The organism is Myxococcaceae bacterium JPH2 (assembly GCA_016458225.1).
In the GTDB taxonomy this organism is placed as follows: Bacteria; Myxococcota; Myxococcia; order Myxococcales; family Myxococcaceae; genus Citreicoccus.
On record JAEMGR010000003.1, the window covers coordinates 892,869 to 908,691 of the forward strand.

Sequence of the window (15,823 nt, forward strand, 5' to 3'; positions counted from 1 at the left end):
TCAGCATGCCCGGCTCCTCCCACGGCCTCCACTTCCGGTGAAGTCCGCGCGGAGGCGGGCGAGCGGGGTCCGGTTCACCCTCCGACCCATCCCCCGGGCGTCCGCCGAGCAAGGGCGAGGGTCCGACTGCCGATGCCCCCGAGGATGCGCACGCTGATGGGAGCGACACTGCACGGGAGGCACGGCCATGGCGGAAGCGCGAGACGAACAGGGACAGGACGTTCAGGGCGCGGAGTCCACCACCGACGTGCGAGCGCAGCAGCGCCACGCCTCGCGCACGGCGCGCACCTACGGCTTCTTCCTCAAGGACCTCCAGAAACGCGCCGGAGTGGACGCGGCCCGAGCCGAGCAAGCAGCCCAGTCCGTGCTCTGCCTCATCGAGCAGCGACTCATGGGCGGCGAAGTGAAGGACCTGGAGGCCCAGCTCCCGCAGAAGCTGCGCGACGTGCTCCAGCGCTGCCCCCGGCACGAGGGCAAACCTCCACGGAAGTTCGGCCTGCTGGCGTTCCTCGCGCAGGTGGCCGAGGACCTGGACATCACGACCAACGAAGCCGAGCGGCTATCGCGCGCGGTGCTCGTCACGGTGCGAGAGCACATCTCCGAGGGCGAAGCCGAAGACGTCATCGGACAGCTCCCCGCCGACCTGCAGGCGCTCTGGGCCCGCGAGGCGTGAAGCGACCGAGGCCCGGCACTAACCGCTGAGGCGCGCTTCCAACTCGACCAACTCGCGGTGCACGGTGGGATCCGACTCGCGCAGACCCTCCACCTTGCGCACCGCGGAAATGACGGTGGAGTGATCCTTGCCGAAGCGCGCGCCAATCTCCGGGAAGGAGCTCTTGGTCAGCTTGCGGCTCAGGTACATGGCCACCTGGCGCGCGTGCGCGAGCTGCTTGTGGCGGCGGTCTTCCTTCAGGGACTCCACGGTGACCTTGTAGAAGCGGGCCACCTCGCGCTGGATGGCCTCCACATCCACCACGCGCTGCGCCGGGAGGATGTCCTTCAGCACCTGCGCGGCGAAGTCCTCCGTCACCGGCTGCCGCGTGAGGCTGTGCATGGCGGACAGCTTCACGAGCGCGCCCTCCAGCTCGCGCACGTTCTTCTGGATGTGCTTGGCGATGAAGTGCGCCACCGCGTCCGGGAGATCCAACCCCTCGGCCTCCGCCTTCTTCTGGAGGATGGCCACGCGCGTCTCGTAGGTGGGCTCGCGGATGTCCGTCATCAGCCCCATGGTGAAGCGGCTGCGCAGTCGCTCCTCCAGGCCGGGAATCTCGGCGGGCACCGTGTCGCTGGTGAGGACGATGGCCTTGTTCAGCTCGTAGAGCGTGTTGAAGGTGTAGAAAAACTCCTTCTGTGTCTCCTCGCGCTTGCCCAGGAACTGGATGTCGTCGATGAGCAGCACATCGCATTCCTCACGGAACTTCCGGCGGAAGTCCGTCATGCGGTGCTCGCGCACGCTCTCCACGTACTCGTTCGTGAACTGCTCGCTGGACAGGTACACCACGCGCTGGGTGGGGTCCTTCTCCCAGATGTGGTTGCCCACCGCCTGGAGCAGGTGCGTCTTCCCCAGGCCCGTGCCGCCGTAGATGTAGAGCGGGTTGTAGTGATGCCCCGGCTTCTCGGCCACCGCCGCCGCCGCTGCCGCGGGGAGCTGGTTGCTGTCCGCCACCACATAGGTGCCGAAGGTGAAGCGACCCGTCAGCCGGGGAGGCCGCGCCGGGTTGGCCTTCACAGTGGGTGTGGGGGGAAGGTTCGCGGAAGCGGGCGGTCCCTCCACCACTTCGTAGGCCAGCTTGGACAGTCCCTCGCCCAACCGGGCCAGGTGGGACTCGAGCAGCGCGCGGTAGTGGTCATCCACCCAATCGCGGAAGAAGCGATCGGGAACGCCGAGCACCAACGAGCCCTCGCGCAGATCCAAAGGGCGCATCCGCTCCAGCCACGTGAGCGCGTAGCCACGGCCCTCCTGGCGGATGGCTTCCAGGATTCGCGCCCAGAGAATTCCGGCACTTGGCAACGAGGGAGCGACTTGAGCGAGGGCGTTCACGCGGGTCTCAACAGTGCAAAAACGGGGAGTCGGCGAGGGTTCGGCCGTGCTAACAGACGCTCCCAGGTCGATCAAGGATCCGACCCAAAGTGGCGGAAGTCCTCGCGGTTCTTGCCCTCGGAATGATCGGATCCACGCGCGCGGAACCTGGGCGGTTGTGGGCCCTTGCTCCCCTCCCCCCAACCGCTGGGGGGCCGATCAGGACAGCCGCACGGGGAGTGCGGAATGCGAAGGTCTCGGGGGCGTGCAAACGAGGTCCTTCGTTGACTTGTCCTGGAAATGGAGTTACGGACGCCCCCCTTTACTCAGTTTGGTCGCGCCGGGAGACCAGGCGCCGCCTTCATCCAGGGAGTTCGAGCCGTGTCCAAGCGCACGTACCAGCCGTCGAAGATTCGGCGCAACCGCACCCACGGGTTCCGCAAGCGCAACGCCACCAAGGGTGGCCGGGATGTCCTCAAGCGCCGCCGGGCGAAGGGCCGCAAGCGGCTCGTGGTGTCCGCCCCGAAGAAGTAACCGGGCTCGCGAGTGACGGCCGAGGGTGTCGCGCCAGAGGTGCCGGCGGTTGTCGGCGAGCGCTTCCCCAAGGCCCTGCGCCTGTTGCAGCGGCGCGAGTTCCTCGAGGTCCAGGACGGCGGTCAGAAGGTTCCTTCCGACTGTCTCCTGGCCCTCATTCAACGCAATGGCCGGGCGTACTCTCGTGTGGGGCTCACCGTTTCCAGCAAGGTGGGCAACGCGGTGGTGCGCGCCCGGCTTCGTCGCGTCTTGCGCGAGCTGTTTCGCAAGCGTCGCACGCAATGGCCGCCTGGATTGGACGTCGTGTTGGTCGTCCGCTCCTCGGCGAAGGAGGCTTCCTTCGCGGAAGTTTCGCGTGCGTTCGACGGCGTCACCCGTAAGCTGCAAAGGCTCTTCCCGGCACCGCCTCCGCCGAAAGCGCCCGTTCCATGAGTCCGCTCGCCTTCCTCATCGCCCTGCCCATCCGCTTCTACCGGAGGTTCTTGGGGCCGTTGCTTCCGAAGGCGTGCCGGTTCCACCCCTCGTGCTCCACCTACGCCATGCTGGCGCTGGAGAAGCACGGCGGTTTGAAGGGCAGCGCGCTCATCGTCTGGCGCCTGCTGCGCTGCCAGCCATTCCACCCCGGCGGATTCGATCCCGTTCCTTGACGGTTTGCTTCCGCCCTCCCTCCGGCCCTCTGCCGCCGGCAGAGGGAACCCTATGACGAACGATCCGCTCTCGCCCCAGTCGAACGATTCGCAGAAGCGGCTGATGGTCGCGCTCGCGCTGTCCTTCGCTGCCACCGCGGCCTACACCTTCTTCTTTGCTCCCAAGCCGCAGCCTCCCGGTGCCGAGGGCGCCGACGCAGGCGTGGTCCTCGCCCAGGGCGCCGATGCCGGCACCGCCGAGGTCGCGGTGCCGCCGCCCGGAAACGGTGGCACGGCGGAGAGCACGCTGACGGCCGAGGCTCCCCCGCCCCCCCTCCGCAAGCTGGACGTGGCGCGCCAGGAGGCCAAGTACGCGTTCTCCTCCGAGGGCGCGGGCCTGACCTCCGCGGAGCTGCAGGGCCGCAAGATGCGTGAGCAGCAGACGCTCAGCATCCGCGAGGGCTTCGACAAGCTCTTCGGCAAGCCCGTGCCGACCGCGCCGCAGATGAACCTGGCGCACCCGGTGGCCGGCCAGCCGCTGCCGCTGTCCATCTCCATCGAGGGGAACTCGCCGCTTCCGGCCACCACCCGCTACGCGGTGGAGGAAGGCACCACGCCCAAGGGCGGTGGCACCCTCGCCTTCACCGGACGCCAGGGCCCGTGGGAGGTGACCAAGTCGTTCCTGTGGCCGCACGAGGGCTTCGAGCTCGTCTACACCGTGACGGTGCGCAACACGTCCACGCAGCCGCAGAGCGGCGAGCTGCGGGTGCACTACAGCCGCGCCATCGACCCGGAGTTCGAGCACGCGCCGTCCTTCTTCGGCGGCGTGGGCAACCTGAGCCGCTCGGCGTGCTGGATTGACGACAAGCTCCACAAGCTGAGCCCCGGCGACAAGCCGCCCGAGGACACGCGCGGGCAGGTGAGCTTCTTCGGCATCGACCAGCAGTACTTCCTGTCCGCGCTCTATCCGCTGGACGGGCCCATCGCCGGGCACTGCGTGCTGACGGCCACGCCCACCGCGCGCGAGGTCGCCGCGGGCTTCCCGCTCAACGTGGGCCCTGGCCAGACGGCCACGTTCCGCTTCGGTGGCTACCTGGGCCCCAAGGACCTGGACCTGCTGCGCACCGTGCCGGGCGTGGCGCTGCGTGACGCCGCGGGCCTGTCCACCGCCGCCGCGTTCCACCCCAAGCTGGAGGACACGGTCGACTTCGGCATCTGGGCGGTCATCTGCAAGATGCTGCTGGCCATCATGAAGTTCTTCCACGGCCTCGTGGGGAACTGGGGCGTGGCCATCATCCTGCTCACCGTGCTGGTGAAGCTGGTGCTGCTGCCGCTCACCTACCGCTCGATGGTCAGCATGGAGCAGGTGAAGAAGCTCCAGCCGCGCCTGGAGGAGATCAAGAATAAGTTCGCGGACGACCGTGAGCGGCAGAACCTGGAGACGATGAAGCTCTACCAGGAGGCCAAGGTGAACCCGCTGGGCGGGTGCCTCCCGATGCTCATCCAGATGCCGGTGTGGATCGCCCTGTTCACGTCGCTGCGCAACAGCTTCGACATCTACGGCGAGCCCTTCTTCGGGCCGGTGTGGACGGACCTGACCTACAAGGACCCCACGTACATCCTGCCGCTGGCGCTGGGTGTGTCGATGATCATCACCCAGAAGATGCAGCCGCAGATGATGGATGCGCAGCAGGCGAAGATGATGACCTGGGTGCTGCCGGTCATCTTCACCTTCACGCTGCTCCAGTATCCCGCCGGTCTGTCGCTCTACATCTTCACCAACAACGTGCTCTCCATCGCGCAGCAGTACGGCCTGCGGAAGTGGCTGGCGCGCAAGGGCGGGAACCCGACGGGTGAAGGGACGGCGGCCGTCTCCGCCACGGGAGGCAAGCGCAAGTGAGCGAGCCGCAGGGGACGACGCAGCAGGGCGTGGCGGGCGGCGCGGACTTCCGCGCCCGCGTGGAGCGACTGCTCACCGACATCCTCGGGCTGATGGGCTTCCCGGCCCGGTTGGAGATGCAGGACGCCTCGGACGGCAGCCTGTCCGTGGCGCTTCACTTCGACGCCGGCCTTCCGGCGGGCGTCGAGGTGGGCAAGCGCAGCCAGGTGGTGGACTCACTCCAGTTCCTGCTCAACAAGATGCTGCACCGCCCAGGCGTGGACCGACGCTGGGTGATGCTGGGCGCGGGTGTCCACCCGGAGCCCCGTCCTCGTCGCGAGGCGCAGCAGGCTCCCGCGGCGCCCGCTCCGGCTCCTGCCGCGCGTGCCCAGCCGGCTCCGGCTGCGGCTCCCGCGGCTCGGCAGGCGGCGGCGCCCAAGGCCGCGGCGGCTGCGGCTCCCGCGCGGGCTCCCGCGGCGCCTCGGGGTGACGTGGATGAGCGCTCGGTCGCGGTCGATGAGGACGCGGCCTTGCGAGAGGCCGTGCGCCGGATCGCCGAGAAGTCCGCCGGGCTGGGGCGCTTCTACGCGCTGGCCGCGATGAAGATGGAGGACCGCGCGCGGGCCCTCAAGGCGGTAGAAGGAGTGTCCGGGGTGAAGGTGACGGCCGAGGGTGAGGGCCGCAATCGCCGGGTGGTGTTCACCCCCGACAAGCCGGCGCCGCTGCCCAAGCGGAGCCTGCTCCCTGACGATGACGAGGACGACCTCGACGAGTAGGCATGGCCCCGACGCGCGGGGGCTCGTCGGGTTGCCTGGAGAAAGAGAAGAGGTTCATGGGCAAGGCGAAGGGACTGAAGGACAAGCTGTACGGCGCCGCCGTGGTGAAGATGAGCTTCCGCCTCCGCGGAGATGAGGAGTCCACGGCCTTCCGAGTCGTCTACCCCGGTGTGCTGCGAGACCTGGAGATCGACGACGCCGCCGTGGAGAAGTACATCGAGGAGAACCGCGAGGCCGTGGAGCGCGCCGCGCGGGGCTCCACTCCGCCGCCGGGAGTCCGGTAGGCCGCTCGTCTCAGGAGCTGGCGCGGTGAGGACCTCCCGCGCTTCGTCACCATGACGTCCGGTTCCGTCACCATCGTCGCGCTCGCCACCGCGCCCGCCGCCGGCGCCGTGGGCATCCTGAGGCTGTCCGGACCGGATGCGCTGGAGGTGGGCCGTCGGCTCGCCCCCAGCGTCCCCGCCGAGCCCACGCCGCGTCACGCCTACCTGGCCTCCTTCGTGGACGCCGAGGGGCGGATGCTCGACGAGGGTCTGTTCCTCTACTTCCGAGGGCCGCGGTCCTTCACGGGCGAGGACGTGGTGGAGTTGCACGCGCACGGCAGTCCGCGCCTGCTGCGCTTGCTGCTGGGGCGCGTGCTCGAGGATGCGCGCGTGCGGCTCGCGCTGCCGGGTGAGTTCACCAAGCGCGCCTTCCTGCAGGGACGCATCGACCTGACGCGCGCCGAGGCGGTGGCGGACCTCGTGGCGGCGGACTCGGAAGCGGCCGTGCGCGCCGCCGCCGCGGGCTTGTCCGGAGCGCTCGCCAGTCGCGTGCGCGCGCTGGAAGAGCCCCTGCGCGCGCTGCACGTGGACCTGGAGGGCGTGCTCAACTTTCCGGACGAAGCCGAGGGCGCGGACGAGGATGCCGCCGCGCGCGTCGTGCCGCTGAAGGCGCAGGCAGAGGCCTTGCTGGCCGAGGCGGGACGCGGCCGACTGGTGCGAAGTGGCGCGCGGGTGGCGCTCTTCGGCCCGGTGAACGCGGGCAAGTCCACCCTCTTCAATCGACTGGTCGGCGAGGCGCGCGCGCTCGTGGACGCGGAGCCTGGGACTACGCGAGACACGCTGGAGGCCCGTGTCGAGTGGGACGGGCTGGGCATCACGCTCTACGACTCGGCGGGACTGCGCGAGGCGCCTGGGCGCGTGGAAGCGCTCGGCATCGCGCGCACGCGGGAGTTGCTCGCCGCGGTGGATCTCGCGGTGCTCGTGCTGCCCCCGGATGCGAGCTCCGAGGAGGCGCATGCGTGGGAGCGCGAGGCCGGAGCGACACCCGTGCTGCGGTTGATGGGCAAGTGCGATGTCGCCGTTCGTCCGCGTGACGTGGATCCGCGCGGGAGCGATGCGACGAGCGTGAGCGGATCCGACTTGGAGCGGGTTGGATCCGAGAGTCACGCGAGTGGCGTGATGAACGTGCGCGAGGCCGACTCGCCTCCGCTCGTTCGGGTGCCTCGCGCGAGCGATGTGACCAGCACGGGCGAGGGCAACATGCGCATCCACGGTTCAGCGCTGCGCGCGAACGATGCGACGAACTTGGGCCCTGGTGACGCGCTTCCGCTCGTGTCGGAGCTGCGCGTGAGTGGGCTCACGGGCGAGGGCGTCGAGGCGCTGCGCGCCGCCATGGTGACGCGGCTGTGGGGGGCGGGCACTCCGTCCGCGGTTGCCCTCGTCTCCGAGCGCCATGCGGATGCCCTGCGTCGCGCGTCCGAGGCGTTGGGCCGCGCACTCGAGGCCTCGCGCGTGTCCACCCTCGAGGTCCTCTCCGGTGAGCTGGGACTCGCGCTGGAGGCACTGGGAGAAGTGTCCGGAACCACCGTTTCCGAGGCGCTCCTGGATGCACTCTTTCAGCGATTCTGCATCGGCAAGTAGCACCCGCGCGGCGTCGCGGGACATGTCAGACCCGTCCCTAGAATGCCCCGCCTCAACCGGTATTCACGGAGGCGCCGTGACGGCACTCAGCACCCACTCGCATCCCTATTCTCTGCTTTCGGCGCTGCCTTCGGGCTGGGTGGGGGAAATCCTCGACGAAGAGCTGGTGGCGTCCCCACGCCCCGGTCTGCCGCAGTCGCGCGCGGCCTTCATGTTGGGCGTGGAACTGGGGGAGGCGCTCGACAAGCGCCGCGGCGGCACGGGCCGCTGGTGCTTCCTCCGCGCGCCAGAGCTGCACCTGGGCCATGACTTGCTCGTGCCAGACCTCGCGGGCTGGCGGCGCGAGCGCATCAGCGAGCCGCTGGACCCCGGTGTGTCCTTCCTCACGCTGACGCCCGACTGGGTCTGCGAGGTGCTCGCGCCCGCCACCACGGGGCTGGACCGCACGCGCAAGTTGCCGCTCTACGCGCGCGAGGGCGTGTCGAATGTGTGGCTGGTGGACCCGGACGCGCGCACGCTGGAGACCTACCAGCGCGTGAAGCGCGGGTGGCTCCTCACAGGAAGCTACGAAGGCGACGCCTGGGTTCGCGCCGAACCCTTCTCCTCAGTGGCGCTGGAGCTGGGCTCGCTGTGGCTGCCGGATGTCCCCGAGGAGACTTCCTTCCTGCACGCCGCTCCCTGAGAGGGCATCGCTCCAGCGGGCGCGCTTGTCCGTGGCATCGTCAGCGGAGGCAGCCAGTCGGCGCACCGCCCGCAGAAGCAGATCCGGATCCACCGGCGCCGCGAGGAACCCGCGAGCGCCGACGGCCTGAGCCCGAGGGAGATCCAACTCGGGCGTCTTGCCCGCCACCAACACCTGCGCACGCACGCGTCGGCCCAGCGCTTCCATGGACGGCAGCGGCGCCACCACGACCTGCGCCTCGTCCGCGGCGAGCACCTCGTCGGTGCGAGCCACGCGCGCCAGCAGCCCCTCGTCGCTCAGCACGCGCACCAACCCCACCGCGGCGGCCGCGCCCCACCCGTACACGAGCACCTGGCCCATGGCCGTCACCGGCTCCAACGGCTGCGGCGTCACCCGCGCCAGCGCTGGCAGCGGAGCACGCGGTGCCCGAGCCTCCAGCGGCGCGAGCAGCGGCAACCCCGTGGCGCCCTCATGGGCGGAGGTCTCCATGTTCGTCAGCTCCGCCATGGTCTCGCCCATCACCACGGGCATGGCGTCATCGGCCTCGGGCAGGGAGAAGCCCTCGAAGCCTGGACGGCGCGGGGCGGGGCCCACTTCGCCTCGGTACAGCCGACCAATGGCCCGGCGAATGGCGGCATCCGTGGCCAGCCGAGCCACCACCCTCCCCTTCCCCGACACGCTCTTCACCACGTCCAGCGACGCCATGCTCGCCGGCGCGGCGATGGCCACCACCAGCACCGTGTCGCGAGGCCCCTGCCCTTCCATCCGCAGCGGCACCACGCGGTGCGCCTCGGCCACCTTCTCCGGGATGAGGCGCGTCAGGACGGACTCGGGTGCCACGGTGTCCAGGTCCACGGTCTGCAGCCCCGCCTGTTCAGCCAGCGCGGCGAACACGACATCGGCGGTGCAGAAGCGCTGGTCCACCACCACCTGGCCCAGCGGAACGCCCCACTTGCGCTGGTAGGCGAGCGCGGACTGGAGCTGCAAGGTGTCCAGCACGCCCCGAGCCAGAAGGATGTCCCCCAAACGCTTCTTCATGATGTCGACTCCTCCGGCCCCCCTACCACGTGGCACGGTGCGCCACTGGGTGGCGCTCGGTCTCCGGGGTGAAACGCGAGCGGTGTCCCCATGGCCCCGGGAAGCTGTGCTTCTTTCCAGGCGATTGGGCTGCTCTTGAACTGTTTCAACGGACTGAGCGCCAATCCTTGAGGCCACCGAGTGTGTGGGCCTCCAAGGGTGGACCCAAGGGCCATGCGACACACCCGCTTTGCGGGCCTTGGTGGGTGGAGGCTAGGCCCACGCGACACACCCACGTGTTGTCGGGGACCCAGTTTGGTCGGCTCGGGTGTGGGCCTGTCATGGGTAGAGCCAGGGTCGCGATTCCCTCCCGCGCGCAGGCCTTGCGTGGCGCATCGCGGAGTTGGCTGAGAGATGGGCCCAAGAGGCGCGCGCCCTCCCCTCGCGCCGCGTGTCGCCGAGCCACGGCCCGTGCACCGCGCCCGCAGGCGGGCCGTACATCGTGGACCTACGGGGTGGGCGCATGCACCGCGGCTCATGGCCTGAGTCGTCACGAGGCACACGGCGCGAGCTTCACCCTCGCGCGAGTGAGAGACCGGGGAACGTGAGCGCCCCGGTCTCTCGTGCTGCGCACTACCAGCGGATCGCGGGCGGCGGCGCGTAGAGCGCGCTCGAGCGCGCGTTGCCTCGCGTCAGTCCCAACTGCTCACCGAGCTGGTACACGGCGCGAGCCTGCTCCATCACGGGCGCCCAGGTCGCGGCGCGCGCGGTGACGTCGTCCTCGCTGTTGTCTCCGTTGCGCTCACCGAACAGCTCGGCGAGGACCTGCGCGGTCGGCTTGGGACGCGGGAACTCCTCGATGTTGATGGGCGCATCCTTGGGCAGCTTCGCGGCCTCCTTCGCCAGCTCGATGGCCTTCGCATATCCGCCCAGCGCATCCACCAGGCCCCGCGTCGATGCGTCCTCGCCGGTCCACACGCGGCCGCGGGCCACGTCGCGCAGCTTCTCCACGGGGAGCTTCCGTCCAGCGGCGGCGCGCGCGGTGAAGTCGGCGTAGATCTGATCCAACGAGTTCTCGAAGCGCTGCTTCTCCTCGGGCGTGAAGTCCGAGTCGGAGCTGTACATGTTCGCGTTGCGGCCCTGGCTGACGGCGTCGAAGTTCACGCCGAGCCTCGCCCAGAAGTCCGCCGTCACGAACTTGCCGCTGTACACGCCGATGCTGCCCGTCAGCGTGCCGGGCTGCGCGACGATCTTGTCCGCGTCCATGGACACGAAGTACCCGCCGCTGGCCGCATAGGTGCCCATGGTGACGATGACGGGCTTGCCCGCCTCGCGAGCGCGCTGCACTTCGCGGCGCACGGTGTCGCTGGCCACGTAGCTGCCTCCGGGGCTGTCCACGCGGAAGAGGATCGCCTTCACGCGCGGATCCTCCACTGCCTTGCGGAACGCCGAGGCCACGCTGTCACCGCCCATCGCCTGTCCACCGCTGAGCGGATTGGACTGGCTCTTGCCGCGCACCAGCTCGCCCACGCCGTAGATGAGCGCGAGGGTGTCGCCGCGCGTATGCGGCCGCCCCGCGCGCTCCAGATACTTGTCCGCGTAGAGGAGCTGAGCGCCCTCCCCGGCCTGCTTCTTCAGGTCGTCGTAGACCTCGTCCCGGTAGCGCAGACCGTCCACGAGCTTGGCCTCCAGCGCCTCCTTGCCGAAGTACGGCGCGTGGTCGATGAGGTCGCGCACCTGGGCCTCGGTCATCTTCCGGCCCTCGGCGACGCCGCGGACAATCTGTCCGTAGAGGCTGCTGGTGAAGCCATCGGTGGCCTCGCGGTGGGGCGCGGTGTAGTCCTGCTCCGTGTAGGTATCGACGGCGTTCTTGTACTCGGCGCGCTTGCTGAAGCGCGGCACCACGCCGAACTTCGCGAAGGCGTCGCGCGCGAAAGGCGTCTCGATGGAGATGCCCGTCAGCGCCACGTCGCCCGAGGGCTGGATGTAGATTTCGTCGAAGGCGCTGGCCAGGTAGTACGCGCCGGTTCCGTTCCCGGACTCGCCCAGGCTGTCCGCGTAGGCCACGGCGCGCTTGCCCTTGGCCCGGAAGGCCTGGACCGCGTCGCGCAGCTCCTGCGCCTGGGCCGCGCTGCCGGGCGAGCCCACGCGCGCCACCACCGACTTCACCCGAGGGTCACTGCCCGCCTTCTCCAGTGCCTCCACCACGTCCCGCACGGTGGTGGGCCGCTTGCCGAAGGCTCCCGCGAAGGACTCGTCGAGCACGTGCTCGGGCAGGGGCTGGTCCAGGTCCAGTTCCAGGACGAGGTTGGAGGGGACGCTCGGCTTGCTGGAGGACGCGAGCACCAGCAGTCCCACGATGCCGATGAAGAAGAGAATGGACAGCGCGCCGATGCAGGCGAGCGCGCCGATGAAGAAGCGTTTCATCCGGAAGGACTCCTGGTGCCCGAGTATCCGAGGGAAGACCCCGGCAGGCGGTGCTTACTACTAACGCGCCTGAGCGACGATGCTTGCCATGCGGGGTGCGCCGCGGATGTCGTGTGGCAACAGGGGCGGGTCCAGCTTGCCCGCCCTCCCGCGGAGCGCGGGCTGTCTCTGCGGGAGAGGGGCCGGACGCTCAGGCGTTTGCGAGTTCTTCGATGCGCAAGGCGTGGGCGTTCAGGCGAATCTCGAGTTCATCCTGCGTCTCGGCGAACTTCACGATGACGCGATGGAGGTTCTTCAGTTGCCACGTGTACTGGGTCTTGAATTGAGAGACCTCTTTCACGAGCTTGTCCAACTCCGTGACGACCATGGACTGCGTCTGGTTCACGCCTGTCACGGACCGCTCCAGGATGGAAATCTGGAGGCTCAGTCGATCGACAGACCGATCCACGAGGATGAGGCGCTCCTCGACCTTCGTCATCCGCACTTCCACGAGGATGAGGCGCTCCTCGACTCTTGCCATCCTGACTTCGAGGTCCGCGAGCCGCTGCGCGACGTTTGCCATCCTGACTTCGAGGTCCGCGAGCCGCTGCGCGACGTTTGCCATCCTGACTTCGAGGTCTGTGAGCCTCCTTTCGATATCAGTGAGACGGTATTCGACCGCTTCGAGCCTCCGATCGATCCGTGCGATGTCTTGTTTGAGTTCCGCGACCCCCTGCTCAAGTCGTGTGAAGCGCTGCTCCGTTCGCTCGTGATGCGCCGATACCTGCTGCCGGAAGTCTCGGAACTCGTGCAGCAGCACCTGCATCACATCCCCGCCCACCATCTCCATGACCATTCCTCCTCCTGGCCCCGGTTCGGCCAGTCACCTCGCTCTACCAAACCCACCTGACACGGCGGATAGGGGGCATCCGCCTCCATACATCCTGTCATGGGACCTTTGAAGTGATCAACGTGGGGAAGAACCTGTCAGGTCGTGTCGAGACAGGGGCTGAACACACCCGCCGCCGCCGCCGCCAAGCCAGGTCGCTCGGGATGGCGGGCACCTCGTGGGTGGTTCAAAGTCCCGTGCACTCTCTGAAAGGTCGCGAGGACCGCATGCCGCGCCGCACCCCGCTCTTCCTGCTGGCCACCCTGCTCGTCGCCTCCACTCCTGGGTGGGCGAAGGGGCCTGCCCCCGCGCAGAAACCGGCCGCCACGGCCTCCGCTCGGGCAGCGACCAAGGAGCCGGCGCTGTCGCCCGTGACGAGCGTGGAAGGCATCACCGAGTACCGCCTGCCCAATGGCCTGCGCGTGCTCCTCTTCCCGGATCCGACCAAGCCCACCGTGACGGTCAACGTCACCTACTTCGTGGGCAGCAAGCACGAGGGCTACGGCGAGACGGGCATGGCCCACCTGCTCGAACACCTCATGTTCAAGGGCACGCCCACCACGACCAACGTGCCGCAGGCCCTCACCGAGCGCGGCGCGCGTCCCAACGGCACCACCTGGTTGGATCGCACCAACTACTACGAGACCCTGCCCGCCTCGGACGACAACCTGCGCTGGGCGCTCGGCTTCGAGGCCGACCGCATGGTCCACAGCTTCATCGCGAAGAAGGACCTCGACAGCGAGATGACGGTGGTCCGCAACGAGCTGGAGTCGGGCGAGAACAACCCGCGCGGCATCCTCTTCGCGCGCGTGATGAGCACCGCGTACCTCTGGCACAACTACGGCAAGTCGACCATTGGCGCGCGCGCCGACCTGGAGCACGTCCCCATCGATCGCCTCCAGGCCTTCTACCGGCGCTACTACCGGCCCGATAACGCGATGGTCGTGGTGGCGGGTCGCTTCGATGAAGCGAAGGCCCTCGCCATGGTGCGCGACACGCTCGGCAAGGTGCCGCGTCCCTCCACGCCAGTCCCAGCCACCTATACGCAAGAGCCCACGCAGGACGGCGAGCGCGAGGTGACGCTGCGACGCGTGGGCGACACGCAGCTGCTCACCAGCGTCTACCACGTGCCCGAGGGCGCCCACCCTGAGTTCGCCACCATCGACGTGCTGACCGAGGTCCTCGGCGACGTGCCGTCGGGTCGCCTCTACAAGTCGCTCGTGGAGACGAAGCAGGCCTCGCGCGCGAGCGCGTTCAACTTCCAGCTCCGCGACCCCGGCGTCATTGGCTTCTCCACCGAGCTGCGGCAGGACCAACCCCTCGCGCCCGCGCGCGACACGCTGCTCAAGGAGGTCGAAGAGGCCGCGCGGCGCCCGTTCACGGCGGACGAGGTGACGCGCGCGAAGACGAGCCTGCTGAAGCAGGTGGATCTGCTGCTCAACAACTCGGAGCGCGCCGCCATCCTGTTGTCCGAGTGGGCCGCCATCGGTGACTGGCGCCTGCTCTTCCTGCATCGCGACCGCATCTCCGAGGTGAAGCCCGAGGACGTCACGCGCGTGGCGGCCGCCTACCTCAAGCCCTCCAACCGCACGTTGGGGGCCTTCCTCCCCACGCCCCAGCCCGACCGCGCCGAGCTGCCTTCGCCCGTGGACGTGGCGAAGATGGTGGACGGCTACCAGGGCCGCGCGAAGGTGGCGCAAGGCGAGGCGTTCGACCCCTCCCCCGCCAACGTGGAGGCGCGCGTCGAGCGCGGCGAACTGCCCGGAGGACTGCGCTACGCCGTGCTGCCGAAGAAGACGCGCGGCGAGATGGTGAACGTGGTGCTCGAGCTGCACTGGGGCACCGAGGAGACCGTGCGGGGCCGAGTGGACGCGGCGCAGTACGCGAGCCGCATGCTCCTGCGCGGCACCGCGAAGCACTCGCGTCAGCAGCTCATGGACGCGCTGGACACCTTGAAGGCGCGCGTGTCCGTCGATGGATCCGCCATCGGAGCGAGCGTCTCCATCGAGTGTCCGCGCGACCACCTCTCCGAGGTGCTGAAGCTCATCGCCGAAGTGTTTCGCGAGCCCTCTTTCGACGCCAACGAGTTCGCCCTGCTGAAGCAGGAGCGCCTCACCGCGCTCGAAGCGCAGCGCAGCACTCCCGAGACCCAGGGCGGCATCGCGTTCTGGCGCGCGATGTCACCGCAGTACCTGAAGGGGCACCCGTACTACGTGCCCACGATGGACGAGCGGCTGACCGGGGTGAAGGGCACGACGCTGGACGAGGCGCGGGCCTTCTACCGAGACTTCTACGGCGCCTCGCACGGCGAGCTCGCGGTGGTGGGCGACTTCGACAAGCAAGAGGTGCTCGCGCAGGTGCAGTCCCTGTTGGGGGATTGGAAGAGCCGCGCTCCCTACGCGCGTGTCCCCTACTCCTACGTGGACGTGGGCGCCAAGGCCGTGACGCTGGAGACGCCAGACAAGGCCAACGCGTACTTCCTCGCGGGGCAATCCCTCTCCTTGCGCGACGATGACGCGGACTGGCCCGCGCTGACGCTGGGCAACTTCATGCTCGGCGGGGGCTTCCTCAACTCACGCCTGGCCACGCGCGTGCGCCAGCAGGAAGGCCTCTCATACGGCGTGGGCAGCAGTGTCCACGCGAACGAGCTGGACGCGGTGGGCAGCTTCGTCACCTATGCCATCTACGCCCCGGAGAACGCGGCGAAGCTGGAGTCCGCGATGCGCGAGGAGATCTCCCGCGCGACGCAGCAAGGCTTCTCCTCCGAGGAGCTGACCAAGGCGCGCGCGGGCCTCTTGGAGTATCGGCAGACGTCGCGAGCCCAGGACGGGAACCTCGCGCGGCAGCTCGCCAGCTACCTGTACTTCGGCCGCACACTCGCCTTCGACGCGGAGCTGGAGCGCAAGCTCGCGAAGCTGACGCCAGACGAGGTCCGCCGGGTCATGGCGGCGCGTCTGAGCTGGGACCGCGTCTCCACCGTGAAGGCCGGCGACTTCGCCGGGGCGCGCAAGAAGGCGCCCGCGTCGGACTCGCTCCCCGCCGCGCCGTAATGGCAGACACGCCACGGTGTCGGGCATGCGGGTTATGTTC

14 protein-coding genes are annotated in these 15,823 nt (G+C 69.0%); 10 read left to right on the forward strand and 4 right to left on the reverse strand.

From position 1 onward, the window contains the following. Nucleotides 1-187 precede the first annotated feature (187 nt). Nucleotides 188-673, forward strand: a complete 486-nt coding sequence (locus tag JGU66_08350) for a DUF2267 domain-containing protein (GenBank protein ID MBJ6760773.1) — start codon at nucleotides 188-190, stop codon at nucleotides 671-673. Nucleotides 674-691: 18 nt separating this feature from the next. Here JGU66_08350 and dnaA read toward each other — a convergent pair whose 3' ends face one another. Then, on the reverse strand, nucleotides 692-2,041 hold the full coding sequence (dnaA, locus tag JGU66_08355; GenBank protein ID MBJ6760774.1) for a chromosomal replication initiator protein DnaA: 1,350 nt from the start codon (nucleotides 2,039-2,041) through the stop codon (nucleotides 692-694). 360 nt (nucleotides 2,042-2,401) lie between these two features. On the opposite strand from dnaA, the gene rpmH reads away from it, so the two are divergent. The 8 genes from rpmH to JGU66_08395 are packed head-to-tail and all read left to right on the forward strand — an operon-like array spanning nucleotide 2,402 to nucleotide 8,421. Further along, nucleotides 2,402-2,554, forward strand: a complete 153-nt coding sequence (rpmH, locus tag JGU66_08360) for a 50S ribosomal protein L34 (GenBank protein MBJ6760775.1) — start codon at nucleotides 2,402-2,404, stop codon at nucleotides 2,552-2,554. A gap of 12 nt (nucleotides 2,555-2,566) precedes the next feature. Further along, nucleotides 2,567-2,986, forward strand: coding sequence for a ribonuclease P protein component (rnpA, locus tag JGU66_08365; GenBank protein MBJ6760776.1), 420 nt, complete (start codon nucleotides 2,567-2,569; stop codon nucleotides 2,984-2,986). Beyond that, nucleotides 2,983-3,201 (forward strand): membrane protein insertion efficiency factor YidD, encoded by a 219-nt coding sequence (gene yidD / locus JGU66_08370; GenBank protein ID MBJ6760777.1) that lies wholly within the window; start codon nucleotides 2,983-2,985, stop codon nucleotides 3,199-3,201. Before rnpA ends, yidD begins: the two co-directional genes overlap by 4 nt. A 52-nt stretch (nucleotides 3,202-3,253) precedes the next feature. Continuing rightward, entirely contained in the window at nucleotides 3,254-5,080 is a 1,827-nt protein-coding gene (yidC, locus tag JGU66_08375; protein ID MBJ6760778.1) for a membrane protein insertase YidC, read from the forward strand. Beyond that, the gene (locus JGU66_08380) at nucleotides 5,077-5,835 is read left to right on the forward strand and encodes a hypothetical protein (GenBank protein ID MBJ6760779.1); all 759 of its coding nucleotides are present in this window, start codon (nucleotides 5,077-5,079) and stop codon (nucleotides 5,833-5,835) included. The genes yidC and JGU66_08380 overlap by 4 nt, the downstream gene beginning before the upstream one ends. Before the next feature lie 56 nt (nucleotides 5,836-5,891). Further along, nucleotides 5,892-6,119 carry a hypothetical protein gene (locus tag JGU66_08385; protein MBJ6760780.1) on the forward strand — a complete coding sequence of 76 codons (228 nt, stop codon included), beginning with the start codon at nucleotides 5,892-5,894 and terminating at the stop codon, nucleotides 6,117-6,119. A gap of 51 nt (nucleotides 6,120-6,170) precedes the next feature. Beyond that, a complete protein-coding gene (locus JGU66_08390; GenBank protein MBJ6760781.1) occupies nucleotides 6,171-7,739 on the forward strand; it encodes a 50S ribosome-binding GTPase in 1,569 nt (522 codons plus the stop codon). Between the two features lie 22 nt (nucleotides 7,740-7,761). Beyond that, nucleotides 7,762-8,421 (forward strand): Uma2 family endonuclease, encoded by a 660-nt coding sequence (locus JGU66_08395; GenBank protein MBJ6760782.1) that lies wholly within the window; start codon nucleotides 7,762-7,764, stop codon nucleotides 8,419-8,421. On the opposite strand, the gene JGU66_08400 is transcribed toward JGU66_08395, so the two are convergent. The 3 genes from JGU66_08400 to JGU66_08410 all read right to left on the reverse strand — a co-directional run bounded on the left by JGU66_08400 (nucleotide 8,344) and on the right by JGU66_08410 (nucleotide 12,700). Beyond that, nucleotides 8,344-9,459, reverse strand: coding sequence for a general secretion pathway protein GspE (locus JGU66_08400; protein MBJ6760783.1), 1,116 nt, complete (start codon nucleotides 9,457-9,459; stop codon nucleotides 8,344-8,346). The two genes, JGU66_08395 and JGU66_08400, sit on opposite strands and share 78 nt — an antisense overlap. A gap of 612 nt (nucleotides 9,460-10,071) precedes the next feature. Continuing rightward, nucleotides 10,072-11,865, reverse strand: coding sequence for a signal peptide peptidase SppA (gene sppA / locus JGU66_08405; GenBank protein ID MBJ6760784.1), 1,794 nt, complete (start codon nucleotides 11,863-11,865; stop codon nucleotides 10,072-10,074). Between the two features lie 190 nt (nucleotides 11,866-12,055). Further along, entirely contained in the window at nucleotides 12,056-12,700 is a 645-nt protein-coding gene (locus JGU66_08410) for a hypothetical protein (protein ID MBJ6760785.1), read from the reverse strand. 260 nt (nucleotides 12,701-12,960) lie between these two features. On the opposite strand from JGU66_08410, the gene JGU66_08415 reads away from it, so the two are divergent. Then, nucleotides 12,961-15,783: an insulinase family protein gene (locus tag JGU66_08415; protein ID MBJ6760786.1), complete on the forward strand. Its 2,823-nt coding sequence runs from the start codon at nucleotides 12,961-12,963 to the stop codon at nucleotides 15,781-15,783. The last annotated feature ends 40 nt before the right edge of the window (nucleotides 15,784-15,823 follow it).

Bases quoted from the DNA above. Each gene is read 5' to 3' on its own strand.
- JGU66_08350 (MBJ6760773.1), top strand. From the start codon at position 188: ATGGCGGAAGCGCGAGACGAACAGGGACAGGACGTTCAGGGCGCGGAG.
- yidD (MBJ6760777.1), top strand. From the start codon at position 2,983: ATGAGTCCGCTCGCCTTCCTCATCGCCCTGCCCATCCGCTTCTACCGG.
- yidC (MBJ6760778.1), top strand. From the start codon at position 3,254: ATGACGAACGATCCGCTCTCGCCCCAGTCGAACGATTCGCAGAAGCGG.
- JGU66_08385 (MBJ6760780.1), top strand. From the start codon at position 5,892: ATGGGCAAGGCGAAGGGACTGAAGGACAAGCTGTACGGCGCCGCCGTG.
- JGU66_08390 (MBJ6760781.1), top strand. From the start codon at position 6,171: ATGACGTCCGGTTCCGTCACCATCGTCGCGCTCGCCACCGCGCCCGCC.
- JGU66_08395 (MBJ6760782.1), top strand. From the start codon at position 7,762: ATGTCAGACCCGTCCCTAGAATGCCCCGCCTCAACCGGTATTCACGGA.
- JGU66_08400 (MBJ6760783.1), bottom strand. From the start codon at position 9,459: ATGAAGAAGCGTTTGGGGGACATCCTTCTGGCTCGGGGCGTGCTGGAC.
- sppA (MBJ6760784.1), bottom strand. From the start codon at position 11,865: ATGAAACGCTTCTTCATCGGCGCGCTCGCCTGCATCGGCGCGCTGTCC.
- JGU66_08410 (MBJ6760785.1), bottom strand. From the start codon at position 12,700: ATGGTCATGGAGATGGTGGGCGGGGATGTGATGCAGGTGCTGCTGCAC.
- JGU66_08415 (MBJ6760786.1), top strand. From the start codon at position 12,961: ATGCCGCGCCGCACCCCGCTCTTCCTGCTGGCCACCCTGCTCGTCGCC.